A 14,557-nucleotide genomic window follows, 5' to 3' on the forward strand; every position below is an offset into this window, starting at 1 on the left:
GTGTGATTTCTCAGCAAAGTTTATCTCAATTTCGGCCTCGGCTCGAATGATCGTCTCAATCGGGTTTGACTCGTTTCTCCAAGAATCCTGCCCTTGGGCTGCGCCACTCTCAAAGAAGTTAGCCTTAATCACGAACGAATAAACTAAATATTTGAAATGCGGTACGAAATATTGGGAACAGAAGCATGGATCGGCGTACAGCATGCGCTCCGATTACAGGCTGGAGATGGAGCCAACGCAGCTGATAGGGTCTTACAGGGTTGAGCCTGTTATGCGCCGCGAAGTGCTTGAATTTCGGCCTCATTGCATTGCCACCCCACAGCGGACCGGCGGAGATTCACCCGATCCAGACGAATGCGGACAGGCGGGTCCCGACCCATTTTCGCCGTTCCAGCGCCCTAGGTGGCTCCTCCGAAGCGGACGTTAAATAAGGCCAAGCCATAAGTTACTAAACGGAACGACTCTGCTAGGACAAAGCACCCTCCGCTTCATACGCCTTTAGCAAACTCTCAAGCGACCGTGCGATGACAGCGTGCAGTCCAAGATATTGCACGAGCAAACGAGGAAGTTTAATGAAACAGGATAGTCTCATCAAACACTTGAGAGAAAATGATGTATCTGAGCAGATTATAGAAGACGTTATCGATTCTGGATATTTCTTCAGGACTTGGAGTGACCCTTCCAGGGGATTGTATACGACAGTAAGTGATCCTTTTTACGGAAGCAAACAATTCTCGAGCAGTTTTTCTACGGTTGATTTTATTTCCCACATTAAAGGCGAGAGACCAATTTCGAATAATTTACCGCCATTTCACCGTATTTGCGCGAAATCGTTTGCTGATGTTCAAGAAATACTCAGGACTAAACACTTAGCCAGATACGCCCAGGACGGATCACTGACTTTCCGAGGTCAGCCCCGTGAGTACTATGTTCGTCGTCGTATTCCGAACCCGTTACGCAGTGATGCATCGGGCCGTGAGATTTCGATTATGCCGGGGGCGTACCGTCAAGGAACAGATAAATACTCCTTAGCTGCCGACGTAAACGAGCATCGAACGTTCGAATTTTTGACTGGTATTATAGAAGATCACGATGAATACAGCGGTCTAGGCGACCAATTTAGCTACGATTTAATGAGGACCGAGCAACACTACGCAACGCAGACCAGGGGGCTGGATCTTGCCTTCGATATTCGCTCGGCGCTCTTCTTTGCAACCAATCAATTTATGAGGGACGAGCAAGGAAAAGCATTTTACCGGTCGATCTCGAAAGGCGAGCACCAAGGAGTATTGTACCTGTTCCGATTCACCATGCCGTCAGTGAATAGGACAGAATATCTGATACGTGATTTCGATTTCTTCAAGAAGCATCGACCCGAGCGGATCATTCGTCAGAGTTGTGGGCTTCCACTGATAGGAGATTATGAAAGAAATATAGCTATAACAGACATCGATTGCATAATAGAACTCGATAAAGATTTCGAATATGACAATGGCCTAACGCAGGAATTCATGTTTCCTAGCACAGATGAAGATCTTTTTTATAAAAAGCTTCTCGATCTGAAAAACGACTTTCCGGACGATCTTGACAAGATCGTTGAGTATCAGTGTGCAAGATAATCGCAAAACTTGTCATCAGCTTGCGTGCGCGCGGCTTAGTTGCTTATAACTCATGCATCGGGCGTGCTGTTTCGGCCAGTTCGCCGGAGCAAGCTCTATCGGGCCGGCCATAGAAACCAGTGGTGTCGTTCCCAAAGAATGGTTCAGCGCTGTAGAACGATCGGTATCCTGTCATTTCAGATATTATTGGGACATCGACGATGCAGCCGAGCCGTTTGCGGACGGGAGGTGCGACACGGTTCCATTTTGGAGTTGGGTGGCTCAACGTCGGAGTTTTATATATCTGCAGCAAATTATCCAAACCCGCCTGCTGAATATCGCGGAACGTCCGCTCGTCCGATCTGGCGCCCAGAAGCCGACTGGCGGAAATCCACCCCAAGCAGCCATCCCGCTTCCGACCCAACCCGGTTGTAGATGCGGCCGCAATGGCCGTCGGATTGCAGACCACAACGACCGGTCTTCTCGGAACCCGGACGAGGCGAGATCTCCTCGTCCTATCGCCGTGGAAGACTGTGCAGCGCCTTCAGGAAGGCGTCCACGTCCGCCCGGGTATTGTAGAAGGCCAGCGAGGCCCGCACCGACTGGTCGACGCCGAAACGGCGCAGGGCGGGCAGGGCGCAATGGTGGCCCGATCGCACCGCGATGCCGCGTGCGTCGAGATGGTGGGCCACCGCCTCGTTCTCGTGCCCGTCGATGACGAAGGACATCACGCTCGCCTTCTGGCGGGCGGTGCCGATCAGGCGCAGACCCTTCACGTCGGCGAGGCCGGCCTGCGCGTAGTCCAGCAGATCGTGCTCGTAGGCGGCGATGCCGGGCAGGCCGACCCCTTCCAGGTAGTCGAGGGCGGCGCCGAGGCCGACCGCGCCGGCAATGTCGGGCGTGCCGGCCTCGAACTTCTCCGGCGCGCCCTTGTAGACGGTCTTCGTGAAGGTGACGTCCTCGATCATGTGGCCGCCGCCCTGCCAGGGCGGCATCGCCTCCAGGAGGTGCTTCTTGCCGTAGAGGGCGCCGATTCCCGTCGGCCCGAACACCTTGTGGCCGGAGAAGACAAGGAAGTCGGCATCGAGCGCCTGCACGTCGAGGGGGATGTGGGGCGAGGACTGCGCCGCATCCACCAGCACCGGCACGCCGTAGGCGTGGGACAGTGCGATGATCTCACGGACCGGGTTGATGGTGCCGAGGGCGTTCGCGACGTGGGTCACCGAGACGATCCTGGTGCGGCCCGAGAGCAGGGCGGCGAACTGCTCGAAGATGATCTCACCGCGGTCGTCCACCGGGATCACCCGCAGGGTCGCGCCCGTGGCCTGGGTCAGGAGCTGCCAGGGCACGATGTTGGCGTGGTGCTCGATCTGAGAGACGATGATCTCGTCGCCTGGACCGATGTTGGCGCGGCCATACGCGTTGGCCACGAGGTTGATCGCCTCCGTGGTGCCACGCAGGAAGACGATGTCGTCCTTGGAGGGGGCGTTGAGGAAGCGCCGGACCTTCTCGCGCCCGCCCTCGAACAGGTCGGTGGAGCGCGCCGCCAGTGTGTGGGCGGCCCGGTGGATGTTCGAGTTGTGGCGCGCGTAGAACTCGGACGTGGCGTCGATGACGCTCTGCGGCTTATGGGTGGTGGCCGCATTGTCGAGCCAGACCAGGGGGTGCCCGTTGACCCTCTGGTGAAGGGCCGGGAAATCCTTGCGGACGCGCTCGACATCGAAGGGCGCCGCCACTGGGCTCGATCCGTGGGCGGTCACGCGCGGGGCCGGCCCACCGTGCCGCGAGGGCTCGGCGCGCGGGGAGGCGTGGGGCCGCGAGACGCGCCGGGACTGCGTCGGGGAAGAATCGGACAGGAAATAATAGTCGCCCGACGCGGACGCCGCGTTACCGCCCGGCTGCGCCGAGTGGACGGGCTCGCCCGAAAGGCGCCCTGTGCGCTGGAAGTTTGCCTGGGCGACGTCCCCGCCTCGCTTCGAGGGATCGGCCGGCACGAGGCTCGGTGCGATCGCGTGCGCGAAGGCGTTTGCGCGCGGATGGACTCTCGCGATCGTCCGGTGCAAGTCCTGGCCGCCGGGCAGGAAGGCAGCCACTTCCGGCACGGTGGGGACGAAGAACTCCGGCAGGCTGCGTCTCGCCGACAGGGAGTCGGCGAGGGGATGGACCGAGGGGATCGTCGCCGTGTCGAGGAAACCGGCGCCCGCCGGCGCTGGTGTGGCGCCGAACGGGTTGGCGGCCGACGGCCCGGTCAGGCCCGGTAGCCCGATGCTCGGGCCACCGACGTTGCGCGCCCCGAGGCCCGACGGCAGGGCGCCCGAGGGCACCAAGGGCGTACCAATGATGGTACCCGGAAGCAATGGCTGCCCGGGGGCCTGGGGAAGGCTCTCCAGACCCTGGGGACCCTGCGGCGCGGGCAGCTCGGGGGCCAGCGGCGCGGACGCCGCCTGGCCCTGGCGGTAGATCTCGCGGGCGAGGCGCCCGACGAGGTCGGCATGCGCCAAGGAACCGGCGGAGTCGCCGGCCGCGCCCGTGGGGAGGCCGAAGGCCGAGGATCCCAACACGCCGGCCTCAGGCGTAGTCATGGTAGTTGCCCAGCAGAACGTTATCGAGGCGTGCGATGGCGTCCTCCACCAGCACGGCGGCGGAGAAGTAGCGGGTCACCAGGTGCGAGGCGATGGAATGGTCGTTGGTGCCCATGTAGCGCACCGACAGGCCCGGCTCGATCTCACCGGTGACGCCGGACTTCTGCAGGCCGACCACGCCCTGCTCGCCCTCGCCGACGCGCAGCAGCAGGATCGAGGTGGTCTGGGCACCGCTGACCGGATCGATGTCGATCGGCAGCTTGTCGCTCGGCACCAGCGGCACGCCGCGCCAGGTGATGAACGGCGCACCGAACAGGTGGATCACCACCGGGGGCACGCCGCGGCGGGTGGCTTCCCGGCCGAAGGCCGCGATGGCGCGGGGATGCGCCACGAAGAACGCGGGCTTCTTCCATACCAGCGTCAGCAGCTCGTCGAGGTCGTCCGGGGTCGGCGGGCCGCCGCGGGTGGGGATGCGCTGGCGTCCGCCGACCTCGTTCAGCAGGCCGAACTCGGAATTGTTGAGCAGCTCCCACTCCTCCCGCTCCTTCACGGCGTCGACCGTGAGGCGGATCTGCTCGCGCAGCTGGTCGATCTCGTTGGAGTAGAGGTCGGTGACGCGGGTATGGGTGTTGAGGATCGTCTGGATCGTGGAGAGGTGGTACTCGCGCGGGTCGATCTCGTAATCCACGAAGGTGCTCGGCAGGCGCGGCGCGCCGGTCTGCACCGCGAGCAGCTCGATGCCCTGCTCGCCGTGGCTGTTGGTGTGACCCTTCAGACGGTCACGCTCCTCGACATACTGCGCGATGCGATTCTTGACGGCGTCGTCGTCCAGGGCCGCCCGGTCGAGGGTCAGCAGCGTGACGGCCGAGAGCGCCTTGACGGCGGGCGCGGGCTGGCCGTCGCCCGTGAGGGTGTCGTCGCCGAAGAAGTCGCCGCGTGTGGCGAGCCCCGAGCGCAGGCGGTTCTGGTAGGGGCCGGACAGGGACAGCTCGACGGTGCCGTCGACGACGATGGTCAGGCGGCGATCGCCCGCGCCACCGTCCGAGATCGTCTCGCCGGCGCTGTGCTTGCTCTCGGTGAACCGATCGGCGAGGGCCGCGAGTTCGGCATCGCCCAGCCGGCTGAACGGCGGCACGGCGCGTAAGGAAGCGGGGCTGATCGCGCGCCCCTTGTCGGCGGCGGCGAACGCGATGCGGCCGGGCTTGGCCAGCACGACGGCGCGCCGGTTCACGCGGTAGACGCCGCCATCCACGTTGACGAAGGGCAGGAGCCGCAGGAGCCAGCGCGGGGTGTTGGCGAGGTTCTGGACCGACGTGACGGTCGCCGTCGATAGATTGCGTGCTGCGGATGCGCCCACGCTCTGCCCCTGTCCGCTCATGGTTGGTCGTCTCCGTCTGGATTGTCGGGTGATGGCGTGCGAATCCGGCCATGGATCGGCGCGGCCACAGTCGAGCGACTGCGCGCTCAAGAATAACGCTGCAGCGACCACATCTAATTCTTGTCATATCCGGCGCGATTATTTGCACTGCGCTGGATGTAATGCGGTACTAATCGTGGTGGCGACCCAGCGTCAATGGAATAATATTCTAAAATATAGCCTGTATTAGACGAATATAACTATAATTCGTTCGTATGCAGAATAGGTTGCTTATGCAATGGATAAATAGAGAATACCATTCTCCAAAGAGGGTGATCTGGAGAAACGGTTGGAACAATCTGGTCCGTGAGCCATCCGCCTAGCAGGGGTGACCCGTGCACGCGGCAGGTCGCTGCGTTTGCCCTAGGATGGAAAGTCGGCTCCACCGAAGCCCTCGAGTCCGCCCGTCCGGCCCCCGAACCCTCAGATTCCGTCGCCGAAGAACTGGTCCATGGTCTGGGCGGGGTCCTCGGCGGCAGTGATTCGCGACACGACGCGGGCCGGCACGCCCGCCACGGTGGTGTGGGCTGGTACGTCGTGCAGGACGACGGCCGCGGCGGCCACCTTCGCGCCCTCGCCGACCCGGATGTTGCCGAGCACCTTGGCGCCGACGCTGAGGAGCACGCCGCGCTCGATCTTCGGGTGGCGGTCGCCGCTCTCCTTGCCGTTGCCCCCGAGCGTCACCGATTGCAGGATTGAGACGTCGTCGGCGATCACCGTGGTCTCGCCGATGACGACGCCGGTGGCGTGGTCGATGAAGACACCCGAGCCAATCCGCGCCGCCGGGTGGATGTCGGCGCCGAACACCTCGGAGATCCGGCTCTGGATGTGCAGCGCCAGGGTTGCGCGGCCCTGGTGCCAGAGCCAGTGCGCCACCCGGTAGCCCTCCAGGGCGGCGAGCCCCTTGTAGAACAGGAAGGGGTCGAGGTAGCGCCGGCAGGTCGGGTCGCGCTCGCGGATGGCCACGAGGTCGCGCACGGCGTGCTCGCCCGCATGCGGGTCGGCCTCGAAGGCCGAGAGGCAGAGGTCGCGGGTGGAGAGCCGCGCGAGGTCGCCGTCGCCGAGGCGATGGGCGAGGCGGTAGGCGAAGGCGTGGACCAGGCTCGGCTGGTCGAGCACCGTCGCCTGGATGATGCCGGCATAGAGCGGCTCTTCGATCAGGGCCGCCTCCGCCTCGGCGCGCATCGCCCGCCAGACGTCCGAGCCGGCCGTGGTCTGGCTCACGCTGCGCAGGGGCGGGCGCAGGAGGTTGCTGGGACCGCGCGAGGCCTGGCTGCCGGCGGTCATGCGGATAGGCTCATGCGGATCGCGAGGTCCGGGCGGTGCGCGGCGGCATCGGCCTCACCCGACGCGCTGGAACAGAGCGGCGATGTAGCCCACCAGGAGGCCGTGCCCCTCGAACTGCACGTCCACCACCTGCGCCCCGTCCCGGGCCGGCAGGACGTCGACGATGCGACCGGTGGCGTGGCGCCAGATGCCGAGGGCATCGGCCACGTCGAGCCGGGCGAACACAACCTGATCTCCGAGAACCATCGTTTTCTCCGGTCTGTACGTCGTCGCTCGAGGAGGGTGGCGAGGGGGTGCCGGTGGCGCGGTCCGGGGTCCGCGAGCGGGCCGTCGCGGGGCGCGGACGGGAGGGGCCGCGCCTCGGGGAAGTGTGCCGATCCGGGGCCTCCAGGGTCAATGAGAGCGGTTTCCAAAGATCGCCCGCCCGCGGGCACAGCCTTCCTCCCGAACGGGTCCCGGGAGCAGGCTTGTCCTGCGCGGGCGATTCCGGCCGGCTCAGCGGGCCGGCACCGGGATGTCGGGGCGCGCGTCCCTGGTGAAGCCGTTCCGGTTCGGCATCGCCACCGCCGGGAGCGTGCCGGCGTCCAGCGCGGCATCCTCCGGCAGGAGGCCATTGAGGTGGAGAACGTAGGCGCTCAGGGCGTAGGTCTCGTCCGCGCTGAGGGATTGCGGCGCATCGAAGGGCATGGCGCGGCGGATGTAGTCGAATAAGGTGGTGGCGTAGGGCCAGTAGCTGCCCACAGTCCGGACCGGCTTCGGTGTGGCGAGGGAGCCCTGGCCGCCCACGAGAACGTCGGCCGCGCCGCCTTCGCCCTTCGCCCCGTGGCAGGCCGCACAGCGAGCCCCGAACAGGGCAGCGCCGTCGCGGACGCTGCCGTGGCCCGGAGGCAGGCCCCGGCCGTCGGCCCGGACGTCGATATCCCAGGCGGCCAAGCGTTCGGGTGTGGCCGCTTGGCCGAGGCCGAGGCGATCCGACGGGCGGTGCAGGCTGGCGGCGGGCCCACTGGGATCGGCCAGGGCCGCACCGGTCAGGACAAGGCAGGCAAGGGTTCCGAGGAGGCTAACCCGCATGGCTGACGCCTCCATCGGCGGCGACCTGCCAGCCGAACGTCGCGTTGTTGTGGTAGAAGGACTGGGTGCCCCGAACCGCGATCAGGGCGGCGCGGTCGGGCTGGACGTAGCCGGTCTCGTCGGTGGCGCGGCTGAGGAGCTGGGCCGGGCCGCCCTCCCAGCGCCAGGGCAGCCGGAACCGGGTGAGGCAGCGCGGCAGGACCGGACCCTCGAGGGTCGCCGCCTGCCAGCGAGCGCCCCCGTCCGTCGAGACCTCGACCCGGGCGATCCGCCCTCGCCCGGTCCAGGCGAGGCCCCGGATCTCGCGGAAGCCCGGCGCGCCCAGGCGCTCGCCGCCCGAAGGCGTGGTGATGACGGATTTGGCCTCCATCACGAAGGTGAACTGCCGGGCCGTGCCGTCCGGCATCAGGTCGGTGTACTTCGCGGTCTCTTCGCGGGTCTGGAACGGCTGGTCGCCGACCTTGAGGCGGCGCAGCCACTTGACGCTGAGGTTGCCCTCCACGCCCGGCACGAACAGCCGCAGGGGATAGCCCTGCTCCGGCCGCAGGCGCTCGCCGTTCTGGGCATAGGCCAGGATCGCCCCGTCGCGGGCGAGGTCGAGGGGAAGGCTGCGGCTCATTCCCGAGGCGTCGGCGCCCTCGGCGAGGATCCAGGCGGCCCCCGGCTTCACGCCGACCTCGTCGAGCAAGGTGGAGAGCTCGACCCCGGTCCACTCGGAGCAGGAGAGCAGGCCGTGGCTCTCCTGCAGGGTCCAGGACGGCTTGGCCCCGAGCCAGGGCGTGTTGCCCGAGCATTCGAGGAAGTGGATGCGCGACACGGCGGGCATCCGCACCAGGTCGTCCATGGTCAGGACGAGGGGGCGCTCCACCAGACCGTGGATCGCCAGCCGGTGCCGGTCCGGGTCGATCGCCGGCACGCCGGCATGGTGACGCTCGAAATGGAGCCCGTTCGGGGTGATGATTCCATGTAGGTGCTGAAGCGGCGTGCCCGTCGACGCCGCCCCCGGGAAGGGCGGCGGCGTGCGGGGCCGTCGTCCCAGCCGCTCGAAGGAAGACGGCTGACCATAGGCCGGCGAGGCCACCGGCGCCCCGGGGGTGCGGCTCCACGGGGGAACCTCCAGGGGCTCCACGGCGCCCGCGGCGCGGGCCCTCGCGGCGAACCCGACCCCACCGGCGGCGCCGGCGGCGAGGCGGAGGAAACTGCGTCGATGTGCGAGCCGGCGCAGTGCGTCAGGGGGCATGGGCAAGGGACATGGGACGGAATCCGCACGAGAGTGGGTAGGATCGGGGCACGAAGGCCGCACGCGACGGTGCGCGAGTGTGCCGGATCGACGATGCCCCGAAGTCCAGCATTCAACTGTATTCAGGCGGGGCGATCAACGAAATGATCTTTCCATTTTCAGCGGACTGCGAGAGAAATAGCCTCCGGACGAGCCGGTTCCGGGGTGAAATTCTTGCCAAGACGTTCGACCGGGCTCCGGTTTCCGCGGAGGGCGCAACGCCAGCAGAGAGCGCTGGCGAAAGGAGCGGCACTTGCCCGCATCGGAGCGGGGCTTCCGGCGCTAATTTGCACGTCGGGAGAAATACTCTCCCGAAGACCGAACGTGAAATACGAACAATCTCCGGAGCGACCGGAATAAAGACAGCGTTTTTATTGACCCGCCTCGAACACAGGATACCATCTTCTTCATTGATCCAGGGCTTTTGAACGACCCAGTTCACTTGAATTGTCTTCAGATAAGACAGCTTCTCCAGACATGTCGGCGGCGAACACGATGACGACCAGGCAACACACCTTCCTCTCGCGGCGGCTGGCGGGTGCACTGATCGGCGTGCTTGCTCTGTGCGCGTCGCTCGCCGGCGGCGCGGCGGCGGCCGAGGGACAGTTGCGGATCGCCAAGCAATTCGGCGTCGTCTACCTGCTCCTCAACGTGGTCGAGGACCAGAAGCTCATCGAGAAGCACGGCAAGGCAGCCGGCCTCAACATCAAGGTCGACTACGTCCAGCTCTCGGGCGGCTCGGCCGTCAACGACGCGCTGCTGTCAGGCAACATCGAGGTCGCAGGGGCCGGCGTCGGGCCGCTCTTCACCCTCTGGGACCGCACCCGGGGCCGGCAGAACGTCAAGGGCATCGCCTCGCTCGGCAACTTTCCCTACTACCTCGTCACCAACAATCCCGACGTGAAGAGCATCGCCGACTTCGGTGAGAAGGACCGGATCGCGGTTCCGGCGGTGGGCGTCTCGGTGCAGTCGCGCATCCTGCAATGGGCCTCGGCCAAGCTCTGGGGCGACAAGGACTTCGCCAAGCTCGACCGGATCAGCGTCGCGGTCCCGCACCCGGAGGCGGCCGCCGCGATCATCAAGGGCGGCACCGAGATCACCGGCCATTTCGGCAACCCGCCCTTCCAGGACCAGGAACTGGCCGAGAACCCCAAGGCGCGCATCGTCCTGAATTCGTACGACGTCCAGGGCGGCCCGTCCTCCTCGACAGTGCTCTACGGGACGGAGGCGTTCTACAAATCCAGCCCGAAGACCTACAAGGCCTTCCTGGACGCGCTCGACGAGGCGGCGAAGTTCATCACCGAGAACCCCGACAAGGCGGCCGAAATCTACGTCCGGACGACCAACAGCAAGCTCGATCCGGCGCTGCTCAAGACGATCATCACCAACCCGGCCGTGACCTTCAAGGTGGCGCCGGAGAACACCCTCGGGCTGGGCCAGTTCATGCATCGGGTCGGGGCGATCAAGTCCGCGCCCCAGGCCATCGGCGACTACTTCTTCGCCGATCCGCGCATCGATACCGGCAGCTGAGCGGCCCGCGATGCTCTGCGCCGCCACCCTGTCCGACCTCTCCGTTCTCGAACTGGCCGAGCCGCGCCCGCGCGACGGCGGCCGGCGCGACGCCGCGCCCGCCCGGCCGGCACCGGAGCCCGCGCCTCCCCCCGCGCCCGACCCGTCGCCCCTGCTGCAGATCCGCGGCGTCACCCTGGAATACCGCACGCCGCAGCGGGTGGTGCGGGCCACGCACCGGATCGACCTCGACATCCATGCGGGCGACCGCTTCGTCCTGCTCGGGCCATCGGGCTGCGGCAAGTCCACCCTGCTGAAAGCAGCGGCCGGCTTTATCACGCCGGTGGAGGGCGCGATCACCCTAGCGGGCGCTCCGGTGCGGGCGCCCGGGCCCGACCGCATTGTGGTGTTCCAGGAATTCGATCAGCTGCCGCCCTGGAAGACGGTGGCGCAGAACGTCGCCTTCCCGCTGCGCGCCGCCAAGGCGCTCGGCCGGCGGGAGGCGCAGGAGCGCGCGCGCCACTACATCGACAAGGTCGGGCTCACCCCCTTCGCCGACAGCTACCCGCACCAGCTCTCGGGCGGCATGAAGCAACGCGTCGCCATCGCCCGCGCCCTGGCGATGCAGCCCCGGGTGCTGATGATGGACGAGCCCTTCGCGGCGCTCGACGCCCTGACCCGGCGGCGGATGCAGGAAGAGCTGCTCGCCCTCTGGGACGAGGCCCGCTTCACCCTGCTCTTCGTCACGCATTCGATCGAGGAGGCGCTCGTGGTCGGCAACCGGGTGGCCCTGCTCTCGCCCCATCCCGGCCGGGTGCGGGCGGAGTTCAACAGCCACGCCTTCGATCTCTCCAGCATCGGCAGCGAGGCCTTCCAGGGAGCGGTGCAGCGGCTGCACGCGCGTCTGTTCGAGACCGACGCCCCTGCGGAGGCGGCCCGATGAGCGCGTCCGCGACCCGCCCCGATCGCTTCACCCGGAACCGCGTCCCGCGCGATCTGGTGCCGCCGGTCCGCCCGGAATACGACCGGGTGCTCGCGCCCTTCGTGGAGGCACCGGTGGAACGCACGCTGCCGCTCGGCGCGCGGCTGTGGCAGCGAGACTGGCTGCGCAAGGGCCTGATCATCGCCGCCCTGGCGCTGGTCTGGGAGGGGCTGGCGCGCTGGCAGGACAACGACCTGCTGCTGCCCGGATTCCTGGCCACGATGTCGGCCCTCTTCGACGGCCTCGCCAACGGCGAGCTCATCGACCGGATGCGGATCTCGCTCACCGTGCTGGTGCAGGGCTACCTCGCCGGCATCGTGCTGGCCTTCGGGCTGACGACGCTCGCGGTCTCGACGCAGTTCGGCCGCGACCTGCTCTCGACCCTGACGGCGATGTTCAATCCGCTGCCGGCCATCGCCCTGCTGCCGCTCGCCCTGCTCTGGTTCGGCCTCGGCTCCGGCAGCCTGATCTTCGTGCTGATCCACTCGGTGCTGTGGCCGATGGCGCTCAACACCTATGCGGGCTTCCAGGGCGTACCCGAGACCCTGCGGATGGCGGGGCGCAACTACGGCCTGCGCGGGCCGTCCTACGTCCTGCAGATCCTGATCCCGGCCGCCCTGCCGGCGATCCTGTCCGGCCTGAAGATCGGCTGGGCCTTCGCCTGGCGCACCCTGATCGCGGCCGAGCTCGTGTTCGGGGCTTCCTCGGGGCGGGGTGGCCTCGGCTGGTACATCTTCCAGAACCGCAACGAGCTCTACACCGACCGGGTCTTCGCCGGGCTCGTCCTGGTCATCGTCATCGGCCTCGTGGTCGAGAACCTCGTGTTCGCGGCCTTCGAGCGGCTGACCGTGCGGCGCTGGGGCATGGCCCGCTAGGATAGGGCTCGGTAGAGTATGAGGCGACACGCGGTGGCGGAGCAGGACCCATCCCGATGAACACCTATGCGTCAGGGTTCGCCGGCGGCGCGCTGGTCGGCCTGTCGGTGGCGCTCCTGATGCTCCTGAACGGGCGCATCGCGGGGATCAGCGGCCTCGTGGCCGGCCTCGGCCGGGATCGGGGCCTGCGCCGGTGGGTCGATGCCGCCTTCGTCGCCGGCCTGATCGCCGGGCCGCCGGTCTTCGCCCTCGCCACCGGGGCCTGGCCGGCGATGCGGTTCGTCGCCCCGCTGCCGGTGCTCGCCGTCGCCGGCCTCCTCGTCGGATTCGGCACGCGCCTCGGCTCGGGCTGCACCAGCGGCCACGGTGTCGCCGGCCTCGCCCGGCTCTCGGCCCGCTCGCTGGCGGCGGTCCTGACCTTCCTGGGGGCCGGCATGCTCACCGCCGCCCTGTTGCGGGCGCTGGCGTGAGCGCGGCGCTCCGGCTGCTCGCGGCCCTCGCCGCCGGACTGATCTTCGGGCTCGGCCTGTCGCTCTCGGGCATGCTCGACCCGGCCCGGGTCCAGGGCTTCCTCGACGTGACCGGCGCCTTCGACGGGCGTCAGGCCTGGGACCCGACCCTGGCCTTCGTGCTCGGCGGCGCGGTGAGCGTCGCCGGCCTCGGCTACGCTCTGGCCCGGCGCCTGCCGCGCCCGGCCCTGGCAGCCGCCTTCGAGTTGCCGACGAACCGCCGGATCGACCAGCCGTTGATCGGGGGCGCGGCCCTGTTCGGGATCGGCTGGGGCTTGTCGGGCCTCTGTCCCGGCCCCGCCGTGGCGGCCCTGTCGACGGGGGCGTTGCCCGTGGCGATCTTCGTCGCCGCCATGCTGGTGGGCATGGCCGTCCACCAGCGGTTCGTCGCCCGGGCCTGAATCTCAGCGTACCCGGGATAAGACCTTCTCTGCGAAGCGCCGCATCTCGGCCTCGAATGGCTGGAATTGCAGCATGAAGAGCTCGATGCCGGCGGCATGGAAGGCGCGGATGCGGGACGCGACGGTGTCGTAGCTGCCGACGAGTCCGGCGGCGGTGCCGCCGTTGGTCCCGACATGGCGGGAGGCCGCGGCGTCGGTCTTGGCGAACATCACGCTCGCCGTGTCCGTACGCGCCCGGGTGTCCGCCCGCAGGCCCGCGTCGCGGTCGGCCAGGGCCAGGAGGCGCGCGTGTTCGGCCTGCGCCGCCGCATCGGTCTCGCGGGCGATGACGAAGGCCGAGAGCCCGTAGCGCAGGGGGCCGTTGGCAGCGGGCCGGCGGGCGACGTCGGCGATCAGCGCCGCGACATCCGCGAGGGGCTGGCCGTTGATGAACCAGACGTCGGCTTCGCTCGCCGCCAGCGCCCGGGCCGGTTCGGATTCGCCGCCGAGATAGATCGTCGGGCGCGGCCGGAAGCTGCCGGCCGGGCGCAGCTGGTAATCCGACACCCGAAAGTGCGGACCCGCATGGGTGACGCGCTCGCCCCGCATCAGCCGGTCGACGAGGCCGATCCATTCGGCGCCGTAGGCGTAGCGCGCGTCGTGGGCCGGGAAGGGCAGGCCCGCTCGCTCGAACTCGGCCCGGTTCCAGGCATTCACGAGGTTGAGGGCGAACCGCCCCTGCGCGATGTGCTCGATCTGCAGGGCCATCTTGGCCAGGACCACGGGGTGGTAGAGCCCGGGCTTGATCGCCGCGATAATCTCGATGCGCCGGGTCAGGGCGGCCAGGGCGGCCGAGGCGGTCCAGGCCTCGAGCTGGTCGCGCCCGTCGTCGTAGGGGTTGGCGGTGTGCTGGGCGACGAGCACGGCGTCGAAGCCCAGGGCCTCGGCCTCCAGCACCAGGGCGCGGTTGCGGTCCCAGCTGGCGTCGTCGGCCTCGTCCGGATCGTGGTGGGCGGCGCGGGAGCCGTGGACGGCCGCCCAGATCCCGAAGCGGAGGGGATGGGTCAT

Annotated in this window: 14 protein-coding genes; 6 read left to right on the forward strand and 8 right to left on the reverse strand. The window is 67.2% G+C overall.

Annotated features, from left to right (window positions below):
* The coding region (locus tag K2X24_RS05050) for a hypothetical protein (RefSeq protein WP_292495297.1) at positions 1-204 on the reverse strand (204 nt) is incomplete at its 3' end.
* 368 nt (positions 205-572) lie between these two features.
* Between K2X24_RS05050 and K2X24_RS05055 the strand changes: the two genes are divergently transcribed.
* Positions 573-1,619 (forward strand): hypothetical protein, encoded by a 1,047-nt coding sequence (locus K2X24_RS05055; protein WP_292495299.1) that lies wholly within the window; start codon positions 573-575, stop codon positions 1,617-1,619.
* 494 nt (positions 1,620-2,113) lie between these two features.
* Here the strand turns inward: K2X24_RS05055 and K2X24_RS05060 are convergent, their stop codons facing one another.
* The 6 genes from K2X24_RS05060 to soxC form a co-directional block, all read right to left on the reverse strand.
* Entirely contained in the window at positions 2,114-4,180 is a 2,067-nt protein-coding gene (locus K2X24_RS05060) for a family 2A encapsulin nanocompartment cargo protein cysteine desulfurase (RefSeq protein ID WP_292495301.1), read from the reverse strand.
* Entirely contained in the window at positions 4,167-5,558 is a 1,392-nt protein-coding gene (locus tag K2X24_RS05065; protein ID WP_292495303.1) for a family 2B encapsulin nanocompartment shell protein, read from the reverse strand. The genes K2X24_RS05060 and K2X24_RS05065 overlap by 14 nt, the downstream gene beginning before the upstream one ends.
* A gap of 462 nt (positions 5,559-6,020) precedes the next feature.
* The gene (gene cysE, locus K2X24_RS05070; RefSeq protein ID WP_056488660.1) at positions 6,021-6,884 is read right to left on the reverse strand and encodes a serine O-acetyltransferase; all 864 of its coding nucleotides are present in this window, start codon (positions 6,882-6,884) and stop codon (positions 6,021-6,023) included.
* Positions 6,885-6,938: 54 nt separating this feature from the next.
* Positions 6,939-7,130: a hypothetical protein gene (locus tag K2X24_RS05075; RefSeq protein ID WP_056180629.1), complete on the reverse strand. Its 192-nt coding sequence runs from the start codon at positions 7,128-7,130 to the stop codon at positions 6,939-6,941.
* A 249-nt stretch (positions 7,131-7,379) separates the two neighbouring features.
* Complete coding sequence (locus K2X24_RS05080; protein ID WP_056488749.1) at positions 7,380-7,955, reverse strand: cytochrome c; 576 nt, start codon at positions 7,953-7,955, stop codon at positions 7,380-7,382.
* On the reverse strand, positions 7,945-9,195 hold the full coding sequence (gene soxC / locus K2X24_RS05085) for a sulfite dehydrogenase (protein WP_056488663.1): 1,251 nt from the start codon (positions 9,193-9,195) through the stop codon (positions 7,945-7,947). Before soxC ends, K2X24_RS05080 begins: the two co-directional genes overlap by 11 nt.
* 534 nt (positions 9,196-9,729) lie before the next feature.
* On the opposite strand from soxC, the gene K2X24_RS05090 reads away from it, so the two are divergent.
* From K2X24_RS05090 to K2X24_RS05110, 5 genes are read left to right on the forward strand one after another with little or no spacing between them, the layout of a single operon-like run.
* Positions 9,730-10,764 carry an ABC transporter substrate-binding protein gene (locus K2X24_RS05090; protein WP_292495310.1) on the forward strand — a complete coding sequence of 345 codons (1,035 nt, stop codon included), beginning with the start codon at positions 9,730-9,732 and terminating at the stop codon, positions 10,762-10,764.
* A gap of 10 nt (positions 10,765-10,774) precedes the next feature.
* Positions 10,775-11,686, forward strand: a complete 912-nt coding sequence (locus K2X24_RS05095) for an ABC transporter ATP-binding protein (RefSeq protein WP_292495311.1) — start codon at positions 10,775-10,777, stop codon at positions 11,684-11,686.
* Entirely contained in the window at positions 11,683-12,600 is a 918-nt protein-coding gene (locus tag K2X24_RS05100) for an ABC transporter permease (RefSeq protein ID WP_056488669.1), read from the forward strand. The genes K2X24_RS05095 and K2X24_RS05100 overlap by 4 nt, the downstream gene beginning before the upstream one ends.
* 56 nt (positions 12,601-12,656) lie before the next feature.
* Positions 12,657-13,070: a YeeE/YedE thiosulfate transporter family protein gene (locus K2X24_RS05105; protein ID WP_056488672.1), complete on the forward strand. Its 414-nt coding sequence runs from the start codon at positions 12,657-12,659 to the stop codon at positions 13,068-13,070.
* On the forward strand, positions 13,067-13,510 hold the full coding sequence (locus tag K2X24_RS05110; protein WP_056488675.1) for a YeeE/YedE family protein: 444 nt from the start codon (positions 13,067-13,069) through the stop codon (positions 13,508-13,510). The genes K2X24_RS05105 and K2X24_RS05110 overlap by 4 nt, the downstream gene beginning before the upstream one ends.
* 3 nt (positions 13,511-13,513) lie before the next feature.
* Here K2X24_RS05110 and K2X24_RS05115 read toward each other — a convergent pair whose 3' ends face one another.
* Positions 13,514-14,557 carry an LLM class flavin-dependent oxidoreductase gene (locus K2X24_RS05115; RefSeq protein WP_056488678.1) on the reverse strand — a complete coding sequence of 348 codons (1,044 nt, stop codon included), beginning with the start codon at positions 14,555-14,557 and terminating at the stop codon, positions 13,514-13,516.

This window comes from Methylobacterium sp. (assembly GCF_019750675.1).
Classification (GTDB): domain Bacteria; phylum Pseudomonadota; class Alphaproteobacteria; order Rhizobiales; family Beijerinckiaceae; genus Methylobacterium.

Coding starts and splice junctions, on each gene's coding strand:
- K2X24_RS05055 (WP_292495299.1), top strand. CDS start 573: ATGAAACAGGATAGTCTCATCAAACACTTGAGAGAAAATGATGTATCT.
- K2X24_RS05060 (WP_292495301.1), bottom strand. CDS start 4,180: ATGACTACGCCTGAGGCCGGCGTGTTGGGATCCTCGGCCTTCGGCCTC.
- K2X24_RS05065 (WP_292495303.1), bottom strand. CDS start 5,558: ATGAGCGGACAGGGGCAGAGCGTGGGCGCATCCGCAGCACGCAATCTA.
- cysE (WP_056488660.1), bottom strand. CDS start 6,884: ATGACCGCCGGCAGCCAGGCCTCGCGCGGTCCCAGCAACCTCCTGCGC.
- K2X24_RS05075 (WP_056180629.1), bottom strand. CDS start 7,130: ATGGTTCTCGGAGATCAGGTTGTGTTCGCCCGGCTCGACGTGGCCGAT.
- K2X24_RS05080 (WP_056488749.1), bottom strand. CDS start 7,955: ATGCGGGTTAGCCTCCTCGGAACCCTTGCCTGCCTTGTCCTGACCGGT.
- soxC (WP_056488663.1), bottom strand. CDS start 9,195: ATGCCCCCTGACGCACTGCGCCGGCTCGCACATCGACGCAGTTTCCTC.
- K2X24_RS05090 (WP_292495310.1), top strand. CDS start 9,730: ATGACGACCAGGCAACACACCTTCCTCTCGCGGCGGCTGGCGGGTGCA.
- K2X24_RS05095 (WP_292495311.1), top strand. CDS start 10,775: ATGCTCTGCGCCGCCACCCTGTCCGACCTCTCCGTTCTCGAACTGGCC.
- K2X24_RS05100 (WP_056488669.1), top strand. CDS start 11,683: ATGAGCGCGTCCGCGACCCGCCCCGATCGCTTCACCCGGAACCGCGTC.
- K2X24_RS05105 (WP_056488672.1), top strand. CDS start 12,657: ATGAACACCTATGCGTCAGGGTTCGCCGGCGGCGCGCTGGTCGGCCTG.
- K2X24_RS05115 (WP_056488678.1), bottom strand. CDS start 14,557: ATGACCCATCCCCTCCGCTTCGGGATCTGGGCGGCCGTCCACGGCTCC.